17 protein-coding genes and 1 pseudogene are annotated in these 16,972 nt (G+C 46.4%); 5 read left to right on the top strand and 13 right to left on the bottom strand.

Going from position 1 to position 16,972, the window contains the following annotated elements:
• Nucleotides 1-153 precede the first annotated feature (153 nt).
• Nucleotides 154-1,623, top strand: coding sequence for a glucose-6-phosphate dehydrogenase (zwf, locus tag ACXN9U_RS03525; RefSeq protein WP_060964818.1), 1,470 nt, complete (start codon nucleotides 154-156; stop codon nucleotides 1,621-1,623).
• 90 nt (nucleotides 1,624-1,713) lie between these two features.
• On the opposite strand, the gene gndA is transcribed toward zwf, so the two are convergent.
• Both gndA and ACXN9U_RS03515 read right to left on the bottom strand, forming a co-directional pair.
• The gene (gene gndA, locus ACXN9U_RS03520; RefSeq protein WP_007408395.1) at nucleotides 1,714-3,123 is read right to left on the bottom strand and encodes an NADP-dependent phosphogluconate dehydrogenase; all 1,410 of its coding nucleotides are present in this window, start codon (nucleotides 3,121-3,123) and stop codon (nucleotides 1,714-1,716) included.
• Nucleotides 3,124-3,231: 108 nt separating this feature from the next.
• Nucleotides 3,232-4,476 (bottom strand): DNA polymerase IV, encoded by a 1,245-nt coding sequence (locus tag ACXN9U_RS03515; protein WP_489202173.1) that lies wholly within the window; start codon nucleotides 4,474-4,476, stop codon nucleotides 3,232-3,234.
• Between the two features lie 75 nt (nucleotides 4,477-4,551).
• Here ACXN9U_RS03515 and ACXN9U_RS03510 point away from each other — a divergent pair, with 75 nt between their 5' ends.
• Both ACXN9U_RS03510 and ACXN9U_RS03505 read left to right on the top strand, forming a co-directional pair.
• Nucleotides 4,552-4,833 (top strand): hypothetical protein, encoded by a 282-nt coding sequence (locus ACXN9U_RS03510; RefSeq protein ID WP_489202172.1) that lies wholly within the window; start codon nucleotides 4,552-4,554, stop codon nucleotides 4,831-4,833.
• 32 nt (nucleotides 4,834-4,865) lie between these two features.
• Nucleotides 4,866-5,702 carry a membrane protein insertase YidC gene (locus tag ACXN9U_RS03505; protein WP_049626980.1) on the top strand — a complete coding sequence of 279 codons (837 nt, stop codon included), beginning with the start codon at nucleotides 4,866-4,868 and terminating at the stop codon, nucleotides 5,700-5,702.
• An 85-nt stretch (nucleotides 5,703-5,787) separates the two neighbouring features.
• Here ACXN9U_RS03505 and ACXN9U_RS03500 read toward each other — a convergent pair whose 3' ends face one another.
• The 3 genes and pseudogenes from ACXN9U_RS03500 to mce all read right to left on the bottom strand — a co-directional run bounded on the left by ACXN9U_RS03500 (nucleotide 5,788) and on the right by mce (nucleotide 8,858).
• Nucleotides 5,788-6,903 carry a M20/M25/M40 family metallo-hydrolase gene (locus ACXN9U_RS03500; RefSeq protein ID WP_060964816.1) on the bottom strand — a complete coding sequence of 372 codons (1,116 nt, stop codon included), beginning with the start codon at nucleotides 6,901-6,903 and terminating at the stop codon, nucleotides 5,788-5,790.
• Between the two features lie 15 nt (nucleotides 6,904-6,918).
• Nucleotides 6,919-8,436, bottom strand: coding sequence for an acyl-CoA carboxylase subunit beta (locus tag ACXN9U_RS03495; RefSeq protein ID WP_101605604.1), 1,518 nt, complete (start codon nucleotides 8,434-8,436; stop codon nucleotides 6,919-6,921).
• A pseudogene (gene mce / locus ACXN9U_RS03490) lies at nucleotides 8,429-8,858 on the bottom strand (methylmalonyl-CoA epimerase). Before mce ends, ACXN9U_RS03495 begins: the two are co-directional and overlap by 8 nt.
• Before the next feature lie 93 nt (nucleotides 8,859-8,951).
• On the opposite strand from mce, the gene prli42 reads away from it, so the two are divergent.
• Nucleotides 8,952-9,047, top strand: a complete 96-nt coding sequence (gene prli42, locus ACXN9U_RS03485; RefSeq protein WP_016939040.1) for a stressosome-associated protein Prli42 — start codon at nucleotides 8,952-8,954, stop codon at nucleotides 9,045-9,047.
• Nucleotides 9,048-9,060: 13 nt separating this feature from the next.
• Here prli42 and ACXN9U_RS03480 read toward each other — a convergent pair whose 3' ends face one another.
• The 6 genes from ACXN9U_RS03480 to brxB all read right to left on the bottom strand — a co-directional run bounded on the left by ACXN9U_RS03480 (nucleotide 9,061) and on the right by brxB (nucleotide 13,577).
• Nucleotides 9,061-9,591, bottom strand: coding sequence for a L,D-transpeptidase (locus tag ACXN9U_RS03480; RefSeq protein ID WP_047475667.1), 531 nt, complete (start codon nucleotides 9,589-9,591; stop codon nucleotides 9,061-9,063).
• 68 nt (nucleotides 9,592-9,659) lie between these two features.
• The gene (locus tag ACXN9U_RS03475; protein ID WP_016939038.1) at nucleotides 9,660-10,613 is read right to left on the bottom strand and encodes an aromatic acid exporter family protein; all 954 of its coding nucleotides are present in this window, start codon (nucleotides 10,611-10,613) and stop codon (nucleotides 9,660-9,662) included.
• Between the two features lie 76 nt (nucleotides 10,614-10,689).
• The gene (gene artM, locus ACXN9U_RS03470) at nucleotides 10,690-11,412 is read right to left on the bottom strand and encodes an arginine ABC transporter ATP-binding protein ArtM (RefSeq protein ID WP_047475665.1); all 723 of its coding nucleotides are present in this window, start codon (nucleotides 11,410-11,412) and stop codon (nucleotides 10,690-10,692) included.
• A complete protein-coding gene (gene artQ, locus ACXN9U_RS03465) occupies nucleotides 11,405-12,064 on the bottom strand; it encodes an arginine ABC transporter permease ArtQ (protein ID WP_438420190.1) in 660 nt (219 codons plus the stop codon). The genes artM and artQ overlap by 8 nt, the downstream gene beginning before the upstream one ends.
• Before the next feature lie 61 nt (nucleotides 12,065-12,125).
• Nucleotides 12,126-12,893, bottom strand: coding sequence for an arginine ABC transporter substrate-binding protein ArtP (artP, locus tag ACXN9U_RS03460; protein WP_016939035.1), 768 nt, complete (start codon nucleotides 12,891-12,893; stop codon nucleotides 12,126-12,128).
• Nucleotides 12,894-13,139: 246 nt separating this feature from the next.
• Nucleotides 13,140-13,577 (bottom strand): bacilliredoxin BrxB, encoded by a 438-nt coding sequence (gene brxB / locus ACXN9U_RS03455; RefSeq protein ID WP_003153223.1) that lies wholly within the window; start codon nucleotides 13,575-13,577, stop codon nucleotides 13,140-13,142.
• 179 nt (nucleotides 13,578-13,756) lie between these two features.
• Here brxB and ACXN9U_RS03450 point away from each other — a divergent pair, with 179 nt between their 5' ends.
• A complete protein-coding gene (locus ACXN9U_RS03450; RefSeq protein ID WP_060964812.1) occupies nucleotides 13,757-14,653 on the top strand; it encodes a YegS/Rv2252/BmrU family lipid kinase in 897 nt (298 codons plus the stop codon).
• A 44-nt stretch (nucleotides 14,654-14,697) separates the two neighbouring features.
• Here ACXN9U_RS03450 and ACXN9U_RS03445 read toward each other — a convergent pair whose 3' ends face one another.
• Together ACXN9U_RS03445 and bfmBAB are read right to left on the bottom strand one after the other, a co-directional pair.
• On the bottom strand, nucleotides 14,698-15,960 hold the full coding sequence (locus ACXN9U_RS03445; protein ID WP_060964811.1) for a dihydrolipoamide acetyltransferase family protein: 1,263 nt from the start codon (nucleotides 15,958-15,960) through the stop codon (nucleotides 14,698-14,700).
• A 21-nt stretch (nucleotides 15,961-15,981) separates the two neighbouring features.
• A complete protein-coding gene (gene bfmBAB / locus ACXN9U_RS03440; protein WP_060964810.1) occupies nucleotides 15,982-16,965 on the bottom strand; it encodes a 3-methyl-2-oxobutanoate dehydrogenase subunit beta in 984 nt (327 codons plus the stop codon).
• Between the last annotated feature and the right edge of the window lie 7 nt (nucleotides 16,966-16,972).

Here is a 16,972-nt window from a genome sequence, read left to right as displayed (position 1 = left end):
TGAATTCACCCGGGGCTTCTCCGGCCTGATTAATTTTTTTCTGTAAACCTCAAAAAACAGGCTGAAACATTTGCTTTCAACGAATTTTAGATTTAAAATGAAGGAAATATGCGGGGTTTTAAACCATGCTTCAGATAAAGTGAGGTACTCTAAGTGAAAACAAACGACAAACCAAAAGCAGTAATTGTAATATTTGGTGCCACAGGGGATTTGGCAAAACGAAAACTTTACCCATCCATTCACCGTTTATATAAAAATGGTCAGATTGGTGAAGAGTTTGCAGTTGTAGGTGTTGGAAGAAGACCTTGGTCAAACGAGGACCTCCGTGAAACCGTTAAAACGTCTGTTTCTTCGGCTGGGCAAAAAGACATAGATGATTTCACATCTCATTTTTATTACCATCCGTTTGATGTAACGAATCCGGGTTCCTATCAGGAGCTGAATGTCCTGCTTGATCAGCTTGAACATACATATGAAATCCCGAATAACCGAATGTTTTACTTGGCAATGGCCCCTGAGTTTTTCGGCACAATCGCAAAATCGCTTAAAAATGAAGGTGTCACAGCGACAAAAGGCTGGTCCCGTCTCGTAATTGAAAAACCGTTCGGCCATGACCTGCCGAGTGCGAAAGAGCTTAACAAAGAAATACGGGAAGCTTTCACAGAAGATCAAATTTATCGGATCGACCATTACTTAGGCAAGCAAATGGTTCAAAACATCGAAGTCATCCGTTTTGCGAATGCGTTGTTTGAACCGCTTTGGAATAACCGCTACATCTCAAACATCCAGATTACGTCAAGTGAAGATCTCGGCGTTGAGGATCGTGCGAGATATTATGAAAAATCAGGCGCACTCCGCGATATGGTTCAAAATCACATTTTACAAATGGTCGCTCTCTTAGCAATGGAACCGCCTATTAAACTGAACACAGAAGAAATCCGCAGCGAAAAAGTGAAGGTGCTGAGAGCTCTCCGCCCTGTCGCTCCAAATGAAGTGGGCGATTACTTCGTCCGCGGACAATACCAAGCGGGAACGATCAACGGAAACTCTGTACCGAGCTATACAGATGAGCAAAACGTAGCACCGGATTCCAATACGGAAACATTCGTGTCCGGAAAGCTGTTAATCGACAACTTCCGCTGGGCCGGCGTTCCGTTTTACATCCGAACAGGGAAACGGATGAAAGAAAAATCAACGAAAATCGTCGTTCAATTTAAAGACATTCCGATGAACCTATATTACGGCAATGAAACGAATGTAAATCCGAACCTGCTTGTCATCCACATCCAGCCGGATGAAGGCATCACTTTATATCTGAATGCTAAAAAATTAGGCGGAGCCGCACATGCTCAGCCGATTAAGCTGGACTACTGCAGCAACTGCAGTGACGAAATGAACACACCGGAAGCTTACGAAAAGTTGATTCACGACTGTCTGCTCGGTGATGCAACGAACTTTGCCCATTGGGACGAAGTGGCGCTTTCTTGGAATTTCGTCGACGCGATTTCCGAAACATGGGCAGCCGACAAAACCCTTTCCCCGAATTATGAAGCCGGATCAATGGGACCTAAGGCTTCAGACGACCTCTTAGAAAAAGACGGCCTTCACTGGTGGAATATATAAGAAGAAATTAAAAAACCGCGGCGCTGTTCATAAGGCCCGCGGTTTTTACATATCAGAAAAGCCCCCGCAGTTATTGCGGGGGCTTCTTCATTACTTCATCCATTCAGTATGGAAAATGCCTTCTTTATCCGTGCGTTCGTACGTATGCGCGCCGAAGTAGTCACGCTGCGCTTGAATCAAGTTTGCAGGAAGCACTGCCGTACGGTAGCTATCGTAATATGCAAGTGCGCTTGAGAACGAAGGTACCGGCACGCCTTGGGCTACGGCAAGTGAAATCACTTGGCGAAGGGCGCCTTGGTAGCTTTCTGCAATGTTTTTGAAATAGCTGTCTAACAGCAGGTTGTCAAGCTCCGGTTCACGGTCATACGCATCTTTGATCTTTTGCAGGAACGCCGCGCGGATGATACAGCCGCCGCGGAAGATCATCGCGATTTCACCGTATTTCAGATCCCAGTTATATTCTTCAGATGCAGCTTTCATTTGGGCGAAACCTTGTGCGTAAGAACAGATTTTACTCATGAAGAGCGCTTTTCTGACCGCTTCAATCAGCTCTTCTTTGTTTTCAGTGACCGGCTTAACGTCAGGTCCGGACAACAGGCTGCTTGCTTTCACACGCTCTTCTTTCATTGCGGAAATGAAACGCGCAAAAACAGATTCAGTGATAATCGGAAGCGGCACGCCTAAGTCAAGAGCGCTTTGGCTTGTCCATTTACCCGTTCCTTTTTGGCCTGCTTTATCAAGGATGACATCAACAAGCGGTTTGCCCGTTTCTTCATCTTTTTTAGTGAAAATGTCAGCCGTGATTTCGATCAGATAGCTGTCAAGCTCTCCTTTGTTCCACTCAGCGAATACTTCATGAAGCTCTTCGGCAGACAGTCCGAGCACCTGTTTCAGAATGAAGTATGACTCAGAGATCAGCTGCATGTCACCGTATTCGATACCGTTGTGCACCATTTTTACATAGTGCCCCGCTCCGTCCGGGCCGATGTATGTCGTACAAGCTTCTCCGTCCACTTTAGCAGAAATGGCTTCCAAAATCGGCTTCACGAGTTCGTGCGCTTCCTTTTGGCCGCCCGGCATAATAGAAGGCCCCTTAAGCGCTCCCTCTTCACCGCCTGATACACCCGTTCCGATAAAGTGAATGCCGCTTTCGGCAAGCTCTTTGTTCCGGCGCTGTGTATCTTTATAGTATGTATTTCCGCCGTCAATCAAAATATCGTCTTTTTCCAGATGAGGAAGAAGAGATTGAATCGTCGCATCCGTTGCAGTTCCCGCTTTAACCATTAATAAAATTTTGCGGGGTGTTTCAAGAGACTGGACAAACTCCTCAATGCTGTATGTACCGACAACATTTTTGCCTTTTGCCTCTTCTAAAAACTCTTCCGTTTTGCTGCTTGATCTGTTGTATACAGACACAGAAAATCCCCGGCTTTCAATGTTAAGAGCCAGATTTTTACCCATTACCGCAAGACCGATAACTCCGATTTGTTGTTTTGACATATTCTAACGTCCCTTCTTCAAACGTTTAACCATTTTAAAATTTAAATTAAAATAAAATGATATTTATACTAAAGAAATTATCATACATAACCCCTTTTTTCAAGTTATTCACCTTTTCTTTTCATCCTGAAAAAAGTCTCTGTTAAAGCTCGTTCCCCTTGTTTTGCTTTCTTCTTTTTTCATGACGGCGCCTTTTCGGATCATGTGTCGGCCGTATTTTTCATTCAGCTCGTTCATCATCTGAACAATCGGCTCGTCCTTTGCATCCTCCTTGAATGAAAACAGGTCAAGCTGTTTATACGCCTGCTGTTTTTCGACCAGTTCCGTTCCGGTGATGCCGAGAAGCCTCACCGGTTTTTGGTTCCAGTGCTTGTCAAACAGTTCCATCGCCGCATTCATGATGTCTTTTTTCTGATCAGCCGGATTGCTGAGGGTCATGCTTCTTGTGACCGTTTTCCAATCCGCATAGCGGATCATGATGAACAGCCGGCAGGCCATGACCTCCTTACGCTGAAGCCGTTCGCTTACAGACAGCGCGAGCCGGTCAAACACGCCGGTTAATTCATCCCAGTCAGCCGAATCATGCGAAAGGGTGGATGAGTTGCCGACGCTTTTAAATTCATAAATCCGTTCGGGATCGACTTCTGCGTGGTGGATGCCGTTCGCCTTATCCTTCAGCCTCGGCCCGTTTATGCCGAGCAGCATTTTCAGCGCCCGTTCATCTCCTTTTGCCAAATCACCGATCGTTTTGATGCCGAGCGTTTTTATTTTTTCCGCAGTTTTCGTTCCTATACCGTGCATCTCTTCGATCGGGAGAGGCCACAATATGTACGGCAGCTCTCTTTTTCTTAAAATGGTGATGCCGAGCGGTTTTTTCATATCAGACGCCATCTTGGCGAGAAATTTATTCGGAGCGATGCCGATGCTTGACGGAAGCAAAAGCTCTTTTTGCAGCCTTGCCTGAATGTCTGCGGCTGTCTCATACGCCCTGTGTCCGTGGGGCGTGTCCGTAATATCCATGTATCCTTCATCAATAGAAACCGGTTCGACTAAATCCGTATACTCCCTCAGAATGCTGAACATTTCTTTTGACGAATTCCGGTAGCGGTCAAAATTCGGAGGAACGACGATAAGTTCCGGACAGAGGCGCTTCGCCTGCCACACCGGCATGGTGGTCTTTACGCCCCGCGCTCTCGCTTCATAGCTGCAGGTGACGATGATTCCTCTCCGTTCCTTCACGTTTCCGGCAACGGCGAGAGGTTTTCCCTTTAAAGACGGATCATACGCCATTTCCACAGAAGCATAAAAACTGTTCATATCGATATGAAATATAATTCTCCCTTTTCCGGCCACTCCCGGCGCCTCCTTTCCTTTCATAGACAACCTTATATATATGTAGTAAAATAAGAGCTGAATGGATGTGATAAAATGATTCTTGAGTCAATGAATGACTTTTTATTTTTAGTCGATTTTTTCACAATTATTCTTCCCGCTCTGACCGCGATCGGCATCGCTTTTCTTTTGCGTGAGCGCCGCGCAGGCGAGCATTGGAGAACGAAACGAATAGATGAACATCAAGCAGTCGTTCAGCTGAACCGAACAGACTTTCTTATTATTATATATCATCGCATTACAACTTGGATACGTAAAGTCATCCGCATGAATTCACCGGCGAATGATGATGAAGATGTCACCTTCCTCCTTTTATAACGGCAAGTGAAGATAAAAAGGAGGAGACATAATTGTCTAAAACATATCAAAAATGGATAGCATTCGGATTATTTTTTATCGTACTATGTACAGGCCGCTCGGCTTTTGCAGCGACATCTCAGACTCAGACGGGAGGCCTCGGGAATATCGGGTTTTTCCACGATTACCTGATTGAGCCGTTTTCGGCACTTTTAAAAGGTGTGGCGGGCCTGTTCCACGGTGAGTACGGACTGTCGATTATTCTGGTGACGATTATCGTCCGGATTGTTGTATTGCCTTTGTTTGTGAACCAATTTAAGAAACAGCGGGTGTTCCAGGAAAAAATGGCTGTGATCAAACCGCAGATCGACAGCATTCAGGCTAAAATGAAACAAACGAAAGATGCGGAGAAACAAAAAGAACTGCAAATGGAAATGATGAAGCTTTACCGTGAGCACAATCTGAATCCGATGGCAATGGGATGCCTTCCGATGCTGGTGCAATTCCCGATTTTGATCGGTTTTTATTACGCCATCCGCTCAACGCCGGAAATCGCTTCACACTCATTTCTGTGGTTCAGCTTAGGGCATTCTGATATTCTTGTATCACTGTGCGCGGGCGCCATGTATTTCTTACAGGCTTATATTTCCCAAAAATTAAACGAGAAATATTCACCGGCCGCTCAAAATCCGGCCGCGATGCAGTCAGCAAAAATCATGGTCTTTATTTTCCCTGTCATGATGACCATTTTTTCACTTAACGTACCGGCTGCGCTTCCGCTTTACTGGTTTACAAGCGGACTGTTTTTAACAGTGCAGAACGTGCTTTTACAGCAGACGCATCATAAAAAGAAACAAGCTGCGGCTCAGGCGGAGCCCGCAAAATCATAATATTGAACCTGCCGTGTGAATTCCGGCAGGTTTTTTCATGTGGATCTTACGAAAAAAAGCACCCAATGAATTGGGTGCTTCGTTTTTAGTTGGCTGCTGTTTCGATAATGGCAACGACCATTTCCGCCGTTTTGACGAGCTCTTCAATCGGCATTTTTTCATTTTTCGTATGGATTTGTTCATAACCTACTGACAGGTTGACTGTCGGAATGCCGTGGCCGGCAATGATGTTCGCGTCACTTCCGCCGCCGCTCGTCTGAAGTTCGCTCGGCCGGCCGATTTTTGCCGCCGCTTTTTTCGCGACTTCCACAACCTGATCGCCGTCCTGGTATTTGAAACCCGGATACATGACTGCGATGTCCACTTCTGCGCGGCCTCCCATCTCAGCTGCCGCAGATTCGAAAGCTTCCTTCATTTTCTGCACTTGCGCTTCCATTTTTTCAGGCACTAACGAACGCGCTTCTGCCAGAATATCAACTTGATCGCAGACGATATTGGTTTGCGTGCCTCCTTCAAAACGTCCGATATTAGCCGTTGTTTCTTCATCAATACGGCCGAGCGGCATTTTTGAGATTGCTTTTGATGCGATTGTAATCGCGGAGATGCCTTTTTCCGGTTCTACTCCCGCATGAGCCGTTTCTCCGAAAATGGTTGCTCTCACTTTCGCTTGTGTCGGTGCGGCTACAATAATGTTGCCGACTTTTCCGTCTGAATCAAGCGCAAAACCGTATTTCGCGGTAATATCGGAACGATCCATTGCTTTTGCTCCGACTAATCCTGATTCTTCTCCGGCCGTGATGATGAACTCAATCGTTCCGTGCTCGATGTTTTGTTCTTTCAGCACTTTAATGGCTTCAAACATTGCGGCAAGGCCCGTCTTATCATCAGCGCCTAGAATCGTCGTGCCGTCGGTTTTGACATAGCCGTCTTCCACAATCGGCTTAACGCCTTTTCCCGGAACAACAGTGTCCATATGCGATGTGAAATAAATCGTATCCGCATCTTTTGTGCCCTTTAACGTACAGATTAAGTTGCCGGCTCCATGCCCCGTCACTTCTTTTGTATCGTCTTCTTTTACGCTCAATCCTAAATCAGTGAATTTTTGTTTGAGCACCTTGCTGATTTCCGCTTCGTGTTTTGTTTCTGAATCAATTTGAACAAGTTCCAGAAATTCTTCAAGCAGGCGTTTTTCGTTTACCATTTTCAGTTCCTCCGTTTAAAGCGGTATATTACCGTGCTTTTTTTTCGGTCTTTCCTCTTCCTTATGCGCAAGCATGTCAAATGCCTGTATCAATTTTTTCCTCGAGTCTTCCGGCCGGATGATGTCATCCACCATACCGCAGGCAGCCGCTTTATACGGACCGGCGTTTTCCTTTTCATATATGGCTTTTTTTTCGCGCTTCGTTTTTTCCGGATCGTCAGAAGCCTGTATGTCTCTGCGGTATAAAATCGATGCCGCGCCTTCTGCTCCCATCACGGCAATTTCCGCATTGGGCCAGGCAAATACAAGATCAGCTCCGAGCCCTTTCGAATTCATGGCGACATAAGCGCCTCCGTAAGCTTTTCTGATGATGAGCGTCACTTTCGGCACCGCCGCTTCGGCAAAAGCATACAGCAATTTTGCTCCGTGACGGATGATTCCCGCATGCTCCTGCTGAAGGCCCGGCAGAAATCCGGGAACATCAGCGATCGTTAACAGCGGAATATGAAATGCGTCGCAAAAACGGATGAATCTCGACGCTTTGTCAGCGGCATCAATCGTGAGGCTCCCCGCCAAATGTTTCGGCTGGTTTGCGACAAAACCGACCGTGCGACGTCCGAGCTTCAGAAAACCGACAGCAATGTTTTTGGCAAAATACGGCTGAATGTCAAAAAACGTTCCGTCATCCGCCAGTTCTTTTATCACCTGTAACACATCGTAAGGTTTCGAACTGTCCGCGGGAACGAGGGTGTTTAATAACGGTCTGGCGTCTTCCTTTTTAACGGGCAATGCCGTCTGACTGCCGTGCGGGAGATAAGAAAGCAAGGTTTTCACCGCGGAAAGAGCCTCTTTTTCCGTTCGTGCGGAATAGTGGGCATTTCCGCTTATCACATTATGTATTCCCGCACCGCCTAAACTTTCCGCGTCAATCTGTTCACCCGTCACCTGTTCAATGACTTTAGGACCTGTAATAAACATGTGCGACGTCTGTTCCGCCATAATCACAAAATCCGTCAGAGCGGGTGAATAAACAGCACCGCCGGCACATGGCCCGAGGATAACAGAAATTTGCGGAATCACTCCCGAGTAAAGGACGTTCCGCCTAAAAATATGACCGTAGCCATTTAATGATACCACACCCTCTTGAATTCTCGCACCACCTGAGTCGTTCAGTCCGATGATCGGGGTTTTATTTTTAGCCGCCAGATCCATCACTGCAGCGATTTTTTCGGCATGTGTCTCACCGAGCGTCCCGCCGAGAACGGTAAAGTCATGAGCAAATAAATACACGGGCCGTCCGTCAATTGTGCCGTATCCGGTAACGACGCCGTCTCCCGGAGCATGTTGGCATTCGGGCATGCGGCTTTTGGCAAACGGCTGAAGCTCTGAAAAACTGTCTTCATCCAATAAATAGGCAATTCTTTCTCTTGCCGTCAGCTTGCCTTTTTTGTGCTGTTTTTCATTTCTTTCCGCACCGCCGCCGTTTGTAAAAAAGGAACGTCTTTCGTTTAAGTGTCTGATATGGTCACTCATGCTCATCTTCCAGTTTCTCCTTTTTCAATTGTTTCACAAAGCTCAATCAAAACCCCGTTCGCCTCTTTCGGGGAGAGAAATGCGATCTTCTTCCCGCCCGCTCCGCTTTGCGGTTCATGATTGGTCAAAGTCATGCGGCTTGATTCAAGCTCCTTGATCGTTTCCTTAAGATCGGCGCACCGGAACGCCAAATGATGCAGCCCTTCGCCTCTTTTCTGTAAAAAGGAGCTGACGGGAGATGCTTCGGACAGCGGCTCAATCAGCTCAAGTTTTGTGCTTCCCGCTTCTAAAAAAGCAACTTTCACATTTTGGCCGTTTACCAGCTCGTCTCCTATATACGTAAGCCCCAGCATCCGTTCATAAAATCCTCTTGCGGCATCAATAGAGCTGACGGCAATACCAATATGATCAAGTTTTTTCATTGCGCGGCCACCTGCTTTCTGTCATAGGATATGGCTTGTTCATACAAGCAAAACACGTTAAAATGATAGACAGTAATCTTAAGGAGTGAAACGATGTCTCAGAAATTCATGAAAAGCGCTGTCATCGTCATTTTAGGCGTATTTATACTGTCAACAGTCCTCTCAGGCATTATGATGTATTTGCGGTAAAAAAGCGGGCGCCTCATTGCACGGGGGTTTCCTGCTTTTTTATGAGGGCTTTCCGCTCTTTTGCAATGTCCTCAAATGAGCGGTTTTCTTTTGTAATCAATACTTTCGTTCCGGGAGGGATAATCCGAAAAATATGGATGACATCCCGGTTTTTCATGCGGATGCAGCCATTTGATACAAACCCTCCGATCAGCTCTTCTCTGTTTGTCCCGTGAATGCCGTATATCCTGCCGTCGGTTCCTTTCGCATCAAAACCGATCCAGCGGACGCCGAGCGGATTTTCCGGCGCGCCTCCCTCTACATTTTTCTTCCGGTAATACGGATTTACAGCCTTGACCGTTACCGTAAATTCTCCTTCAGGCGTCAGATCATCTGTTTTTCCCGTCGCCACCTGATAAATGCCTTCTATTCGATTATCCTTCACAACCGCAAGCGCATTTGTGGTTTTATTGACGATAATGTAAGGGTCACCCGGCAAAGGATTCGCGCCAAGCGGCCAAAGCGGAGACAGCAGCAGGATTGCTGACAATAAAAAAAATCGCATGGGCTCCCCTCCTTTTTTCATTAGAATGACCAATGAAAGGAGGACTCATGCGATGATTCATATGTTTTTTACAGCTTGATGCCTTTGAAATAACTTTTAATCACGAGATATTGTTCCATCTCACCGAGCAGGTGGAATAAAGCCGCCCGCGCTTCAAATTCCTCGCGTGTTGCCGGGAGCGGCATTTCTTCAAATTCCGTTCTCATTTCCGCCAGTCTTTTTAAAAATTTATGGGCGGTATTGCCGGGATGAATGGCTTCCCTTAATTCATGGATAAAATGGGCAATCATTTTTCCCTGCTCCACCGTTATTGAAACAGAGGTAATCTTCGGCAGCAGCCTTTCGATAATTTCAAATTGTTTCTGTCTCATTTTAAAATAATGATAGTAGAGATTTTCATGGCGCAAAATATGATTCTGCACGTCACGGTACGCGAGGTTTTTCGCCTCTTGAATCATCTGATGCGTCTCCGGTATTTCTTTCCCCGTCCAATCTTGCTCACCTGTTAACAAATACCGTTCGATTTCGGCGAAGATGACGGCAAAGTTGTCCTCGATTTTTTTCCGGTACGCCGCAAGTTTTCTGTCGAGGCTCGGCATATACAGATTCATTAACAGCGCGACGCCGATACCTACGGTGATCAGCTGGAACTCATTCCAGATAAACGCCGGCGTAATGCCGCCGGACATATATAAATGAAGAATGATAACTGAGCTGGTGACGATCCCCTCGTTTATTTTTAAAACGACTGTAGTCGGAATGAACAGCACGAGCAATATTCCGATCACAAACGGATAATAGCCGATCAGTCCGAAAAAGACATATGAAAAGACGATCGCCAATAAACAGGCGGCAAATCGGGCCCACGAGGCCTGAAGCGACCGCTTTTGCGTAATTTGGATGCACAATATGGTGATGATTCCTGCGGATGCGAAGTTTTGCAGATGCAACAGCTGGGCTAAATAAATGGCCAGCGCCGTTCCAAGTGCGGTCTTTAGTGTGCGGTAACCGATTTTAAACATTGCTTGCTCCATTCTGTTTGTTTCGTTCTCAAAAAAAAGAAGAAGAGCATTCTTCTTCTTTTCTTACAGTTATATTTTATAATATTTTTTCTAAAAAGTCCTGTGCTCTTTTTGACTTCGGAGAAAGAAAAAATTCTTCCGGCGGCCCGTCTTCCACTATTGTGCCTTCATCCATGAATAATACGCGGTCTGCGACTTCCTTGGCAAACCCCATTTCGTGCGTGACGATCACCATCGTCATGCCCGTCTGCGCGAGCTCTTTCATTACCTCAAGGACTTCTTTGACCATTTCCGGGTCAAGGGCTGAGGTCGGTTCATCAAACAGCATGATGTCAGGATTCATAGCAAGCGCCCGCGCGATGGCGACACGCTGCTTCTGCCCGCCTGACAAGCGGTTCGGATAGTCGTTCCGTTTTTCAAGCAGCCCGACTTTTTCGAGGAGCGCGCACGCCTTTTCTTCCGCCGCCTTTTTGGACTCTTTCTTCACACTGACCGGCGCGTATGTGATATTATCAAGCACCGTTTTATGAGGAAACAGATGAAAATGCTGAAATACCATACCGATATTTTCCCGCACTTTCAGTTTATTCGTTTTAGCGGCGGTGATTTCTTTTTCTTTAATAGCAATCGTTCCGCCGCTCGGGGTTTCCAGCAGATTTAAGCAGCGCAGAAACGTTGATTTGCCCGAGCCGGAAGGCCCGATGACGGCGACGACTTCACCTTCTTGGATCTGTGTTGAAATGTTTTTCAATACTTCATGTTTCCCGAATGATTTTGAAAGGTTGTCGACCTTAATCATTGGCTTTCAGCTTCCTTTCTACGCCTTTTCCGATGAATGCTAAGATCAAAACGAGCACGTAATAGATTAAGCCCGCCACAATAAGAGGCTCTAAATAGTTGTATGTTGCGGCGCCGGACTGGTAGGCCCGTCTCATAATATCGCCGAGACCGATAACCGTGACGATCGCTGATTCTTTCGTCAAAGTGATTAATTCGTTAATAATGGCCGGAGAAATGTTTTTGAACGCCTGCGGCAGCAGCAGATCTTTCATCATTTTTCCGTACGGCACGCCGAGAGCGACGGCCGCCTCTTTTTGTCCTTTGTCAATCGCGTTGATTCCCGCTCTGATAATTTCAGAGACGTAAGCGGCAGAATTGAGCGATAAGGCGGTGACCGCCGCCCAAAATTGGTCGATCTGAAACCCGAGAAGCTGCGGCATACCGAAATAAATGATCATCAGCTGCAGCACGAGCGGCGTGCCGCGGAAAATTGAAGTATAAAAATCCGCAATCCATTTCAGCGGACTGATTGTGCTGATTTTAAACAGACTGAGAATGACGCCTAATACAAGGCCGATGACCGCTGAAACGAGCACAATTTTTAATGTGACGGCAAGGCCTTCCAATATAAAAGGAATTTGGGGTATTGTCGCTGAGAAATCCAAATTCATACGTGTGATCTCCTTTACCTATATTCAAGATAAAAAGCTCAACGAAAAGTTGAGCTTTCTTTTATTTCTCGTTGGTGAACCATTTTTTCTTCAGTTTTTCGATTTCTCCGTTTTTCTCCATTTCTTTCAGCGCTTTATTAAACTTCGCTGTCAGATCACTGTCTTTGCGGAACGCAATCGCGGAGCCCGATTCGTCTGATTTCGCATCTGCTGAGACAAAGCCCTGCAGATCATGATTTGAACTGAAATAGCCCTGTGCCACGATGTCTTCGATAATTGCGGCATCAAAACGTCCGGATTTAATCTCTTCCGTTAAGTCTGAAATGCGGTTGCGGTCTTCGAGCTGAAAACCGTATTTTGAAGCAAGCTTCTTGCCTTTTTCTTCTTGAATGGAGCCGAGCTGAACACCGACGGTTTTGCCTTTCAGATCATTCAGAGATTTAATGCTGCTGCCCTTTTTCGTAACGATCATATTGTTAGCAGTATAATAAATATCTGAGAAATCTACTTGCTTTTTCCGTTCCGGCGTAGGTGTCATTCCTGATAAAATCATATCAACCTGCTTAGACTTCAGCGATGTAATCAGACTGTTGAAGTCCATGTCCTGCACCTCAACGTCATAGCCGGTCTTTTTGCCCAGAGCTTTTGCCAGATCAACGTCAAATCCGACGATCTGATCGCCGTCTTTATATTCAAACGGTTTATAATCAGCCGATGTACCCATAATCAGTTTGTTCTTTCCGCCTTCTGAGCCTGAATTGCCTGACCCGCAGGCGGACAGCGCAAAGGTGATACATGCGGCAGTCAATACCAACAGCCATTTCTTCATGATTATTTTCCCCCATATCTGCTTATCTCTTAAACTTGAATATTTATTCGTTAATCTGTATTTTAAACACTTTTTACTAGTTATGCAATACTATTTTCAAAAAATATAATTCCCTTTCTTTATTTATTATAGTCATTGTTTTTCGAATGAGTGACAGCTGATTGCCGGTGCATAAATATTTATATTTATACAAACACCATATAAAAAAACCCCGCAAGCGCTCGGCTCCGGGGTTTTCCTTTTTACTTATACTTCTTCACAATATTCTTCAAAGGCTTCCTGCAGTTTTGTGACGACGGCCATAGGCTCATGCCCTTCAATTTCATGGCGTTCCACCATTTTCATGATTTTCCCGTCTTTTAAAATCGCAAAGGACGGAGAGGACGGCGGGTAGCCTTCAAAGTACTCTCTCGCTTTTGCTGTCGCTTCTTTGTCCTGTCCGGCAAAAACCGTCACAAGCTGATCCGGGCGTTTATCATAATGTACGGAATGGTACGCCGCAGGTCTTGCAATTCCGCCTGCGCATCCGCAGACAGAATTGACCATAACAAGTGTCGTTCCTTTTTTCGAAAGCGCTTCGTCCACTTCCTCAGCGGTTTTCAGCTCCGTATACCCGGCGGCTGTAATTTCCTGACGGGCTTGACGCACGACATCATTCATAAATAAATTAAAATCCATATTCAACTGGGACCTCTCCTTTTTGATCATCTTCTCTTATGATAGCAAGGAACCTGCCCTATCGGCAAATGACACCGCTCATCTCCGATTGATTTTTGTCCCTTTTATGTTTTCGATGTAAGTTTATGACCTTTTAAAAACGGGAAACTTGTTAAAGAGATTGTCTGAAATAAAGGAGCAGTCGTATGAGCCAACGGAAAGCAGTATTAATTTATAACGGAAACGCCGGTCAAAAACAGATTGATAAAACCCTCGGCACGGTCGTCCCCATTTTGGCCCAGTCAGCTGACGAGCTTTTGATTAAACCGACCAAACATCAGGATGATGCCAGTCAGTTTTGTGAAAATCTCGACAGCTCGGTTGACCATTTATACATTTTAGGCGGAGACGGCACGGTGCATCAATGCATCAACAGCATCAGCAAGCTTGATCACAGACCCGCTGTCGGCATTTTGCCGGGGGGAACGTGCAACGATTTTTCACGGGCGCTCGGCATCCCGCAAAATCTTCAAAAAGCCGCTGAAGCGCTCGCAGCCGGGCATAAACGAATGATAGACGTCTGTAAATCGGATGACGGCTATTTTTTGAACTTCTGGGGGATCGGGCTGATCACTGAAGCATCGAGCCATATTAATGAAAAAGAAAAAGCATTGCTCGGGAAAATCAGCTATTTCACGAGCGCCTTAAGGACGATGACAAGCGCGAACCCTTTTCCCGTCAGATTGACGATCGACGGTGAGGTGAAAGAAGACGAAGCCGTTATGGTGCTTGTCATGAACGGGCATTTTATCGGGACAAACAGAGTACCCCTGCCTGATGCCAGCCTTCAGGACGGGTTAGCCGATGTGTTAATCTGCCGCAGCACAAGCCTTGCTGCTTTGCGGGAGCTGATGACGATGGAGCAGGGTTCATTTGATGATTTTAAAGGAGAGCTTTCGTATATTCAGGCTTCCAGGATTGAAATCGAAACCGGACGTGAGATGGACGCGGATACGGACGGCGAGGTATATGGAAAGGCGCCTTGCACGATCGAAGTGAAAAAACATCATCTCACTATGCTCGTTCCCGAAGATTCAGAATGAAACTGAAAAAACTCCCTTTGCCGCCAGGGCAAAAGGAGTTTTTTTTAATAGACTGAAGTATTTTCGTCAATGTTTTCTAAGATCTCTTTGACGCGTCCGAGGAAACGGCCGCATACGAGCCCGTCAAGCACTCTGTGATCTAAAGACAGGCAAAGATTAACCATATCACGCACGGCAATCATCCCGTTATTCATGACAACCGGACGTTTGACGATTGATTCTACCTGAAGAATGGCTGCCTGCGGATGATTGATAATGCCCATAGACTGAACCGAGCCGAAAGATCCCGTGTTATTGACGGTAAAGGTGCCGCCCTGCATATCATCAGCGGCAAGTCTTCCGTCTCTCACTTTTTTCGCAAGATCCGTTATTTCTCTGGCTATGCCTTTAATCGTTTTTTCATCAGCATGCTTAATAACCGGAACAAACAGCGAATCTTCTGTGGCAACGGCAATGGAGATGTTGATGTCTTTCTTTTGGACGATTTTGTCCCCCGCCCACATGCTGTTCATTTGCGGGAACTCTTTAAGAGCCTGCGCCGCCGCTTTAACAAAGAAAGCGAAGAATGTTAAATTGAAGCCTTCTTTTTGTTTAAACGAGTCTTTCATGCTGTTTCTGTACGCCGTCATGTTCGTGACGTCGACTTCCATCATCGTCCAGGCATGCGGAATTTCTGTTTTGCTTTTATGCATATTGGCTGCGATGGCTTTTCTGACGCCTGTAACCGGAATTTCAATATCACCGGCTGACAGAGCTGGTGCCGGCGCTTGTTTTTGCTGCTGTTTGGGTGCTTGTTGTGTTGTTTGGACGGCAGCCGGTGCCGATGCTTCCGTCTTCTGCTGCATTCCCGAATCAATGATCTTTTGAATGTCTTTTCGCGTAATTCTTCCGCCTGCACCCGTTCCTTCAACTTCTTCAAGCTGAATGCCGTGTTCTCCCGCTAATCTGAGCACAGCCGGCGAATATCGCGCTTTATTTGACTGATCTTTACCTGCACGGTTTGAATCGGTGTCTGCAGGGGTATTTTGCACTTCTTCCCGCTTCGGCGCCTCTTCGGCTGCCGTTTCTTCTGTTTCAATTTTGCAGATGATCTCGCCTACTGCAAGAGTCTGCCCTTCTTCCCCTACTAGTTCTGTAATCGTACCGGTAAAAGAAGACGGCACCTCCGCATTCACTTTATCTGTCATGACCTCCGCGATGGGGTCATATTTATTCACTTGATCACCCGGGGATACCAGCCATTTGCTGATCGTCCCTTCCGTCACGCTCTCTCCGAGCTGAGGCATAGCCATTTGTTCAATCGCCATGTCAAAAACCTCCTTACGTCTTTAAAACTCCGCTAATTCTCTCATCGCGGCTTCTGCTTTGTCAGGATTCATCATGAAGTATTTTTCCATTGCCGGCGCATAAGGCATCGCCGGAACGTCAGGACCCGCAAGCCGCTTGATCGGTGCGTCTAAATCAAATAAGCAGTTCTCAGAAATAATGGCGGCGACTTCACTCATAATGCCGCCTTCTTTCGTATCTTCTGTGATCAGCAATACTTTACCCGTTTTAGATGCGGCTTCAATGATGGCTTCTTTATCTAACGGATAGACCGTACGCAAATCTAATATGTGCGCGGAAATTCCGTCTTTTTCAAGACGCTCGGCAGCCTGCAGAGCGAAATGGACGCATAAACCGTACGTAATGACAGTAATGTCGCTGCCTTCGCGTTTTATATCCGCCTTTCCGATCGGAAGGACGTAATCGTCAGCAGGGACTTCGCCTTTAATCAGGCGGTACGCCCGCTTATGCTCGAAAAACAGTACGGGGTCTTCGTCACGGACAGCAGCTTTTAACAGCCCTTTTGCATCATAAGGAGTTGAAGGCATGACAATTTTAAGGCCCGGCTGGTTGGCAAAGATAGCCTCCACAGATTGGGAATGATACAACGCCCCGTGCACGCCGCCGCCATAAGGCGCTCTGATGACCATCGGACAGCTCCAATCATTGTTTGAACGGTAGCGGATTTTTGCCGCTTCTGAAATGATTTGGTTGACCGCAGGAAGAATGAAATCGGCAAACTGCATCTCCGCGATCGGACGCATGCCGTACATGGCGGCGCCGATACCGACGCCGGCAATCGCTGATTCCGCAAGCGGCGTATCCATCACCCGCTCTTCTCCGAACTGCTCATAGAGACCTGCCGTGGCTTTAAACACGCCGCCTTTTCTCCCGACGTCTTCCCCGAGAACAAAAACACGCGGATCTCTTTCCATTTCTTCTTTCATTGCTGCATTAATACTGTCAATATAAGACATTACAGACATAAGTATT

The organism is Bacillus sp. BACIII, from assembly GCF_057836745.1.
This window is presented reverse-complemented; position numbering and strand designations above follow the sequence as displayed.

What these genes read in the sequence shown, in the direction of transcription:
- bfmBAB (WP_060964810.1), bottom strand. Translation starts at nt 16,965, where the DNA reads ATGTCTGTAATGTCTTATATTGACAGTATTAATGCAGCAATGAAAGAA.
- ACXN9U_RS03480 (WP_047475667.1), bottom strand. Translation starts at nt 9,591, where the DNA reads ATGCGATTTTTTTTATTGTCAGCAATCCTGCTGCTGTCTCCGCTTTGG.
- artP (WP_016939035.1), bottom strand. Translation starts at nt 12,893, where the DNA reads ATGAAGAAATGGCTGTTGGTATTGACTGCCGCATGTATCACCTTTGCG.
- prli42 (WP_016939040.1), top strand. Translation starts at nt 8,952, where the DNA reads ATGTCTCAGAAATTCATGAAAAGCGCTGTCATCGTCATTTTAGGCGTA.
- artQ (WP_438420190.1), bottom strand. Translation starts at nt 12,064, where the DNA reads ATGAATTTGGATTTCTCAGCGACAATACCCCAAATTCCTTTTATATTG.
- ACXN9U_RS03500 (WP_060964816.1), bottom strand. Translation starts at nt 6,903, where the DNA reads ATGGTAAACGAAAAACGCCTGCTTGAAGAATTTCTGGAACTTGTTCAA.
- gndA (WP_007408395.1), bottom strand. Translation starts at nt 3,123, where the DNA reads ATGTCAAAACAACAAATCGGAGTTATCGGTCTTGCGGTAATGGGTAAA.
- ACXN9U_RS03475 (WP_016939038.1), bottom strand. Translation starts at nt 10,613, where the DNA reads ATGTTTAAAATCGGTTACCGCACACTAAAGACCGCACTTGGAACGGCG.
- ACXN9U_RS03450 (WP_060964812.1), top strand. Translation starts at nt 13,757, where the DNA reads ATGAGCCAACGGAAAGCAGTATTAATTTATAACGGAAACGCCGGTCAA.
- ACXN9U_RS03495 (WP_101605604.1), bottom strand. Translation starts at nt 8,436, where the DNA reads ATGAGTGACCATATCAGACACTTAAACGAAAGACGTTCCTTTTTTACA.
- ACXN9U_RS03445 (WP_060964811.1), bottom strand. Translation starts at nt 15,960, where the DNA reads ATGGCGATTGAACAAATGGCTATGCCTCAGCTCGGAGAGAGCGTGACG.
- ACXN9U_RS03510 (WP_489202172.1), top strand. Translation starts at nt 4,552, where the DNA reads ATGATTCTTGAGTCAATGAATGACTTTTTATTTTTAGTCGATTTTTTC.
- artM (WP_047475665.1), bottom strand. Translation starts at nt 11,412, where the DNA reads ATGATTAAGGTCGACAACCTTTCAAAATCATTCGGGAAACATGAAGTA.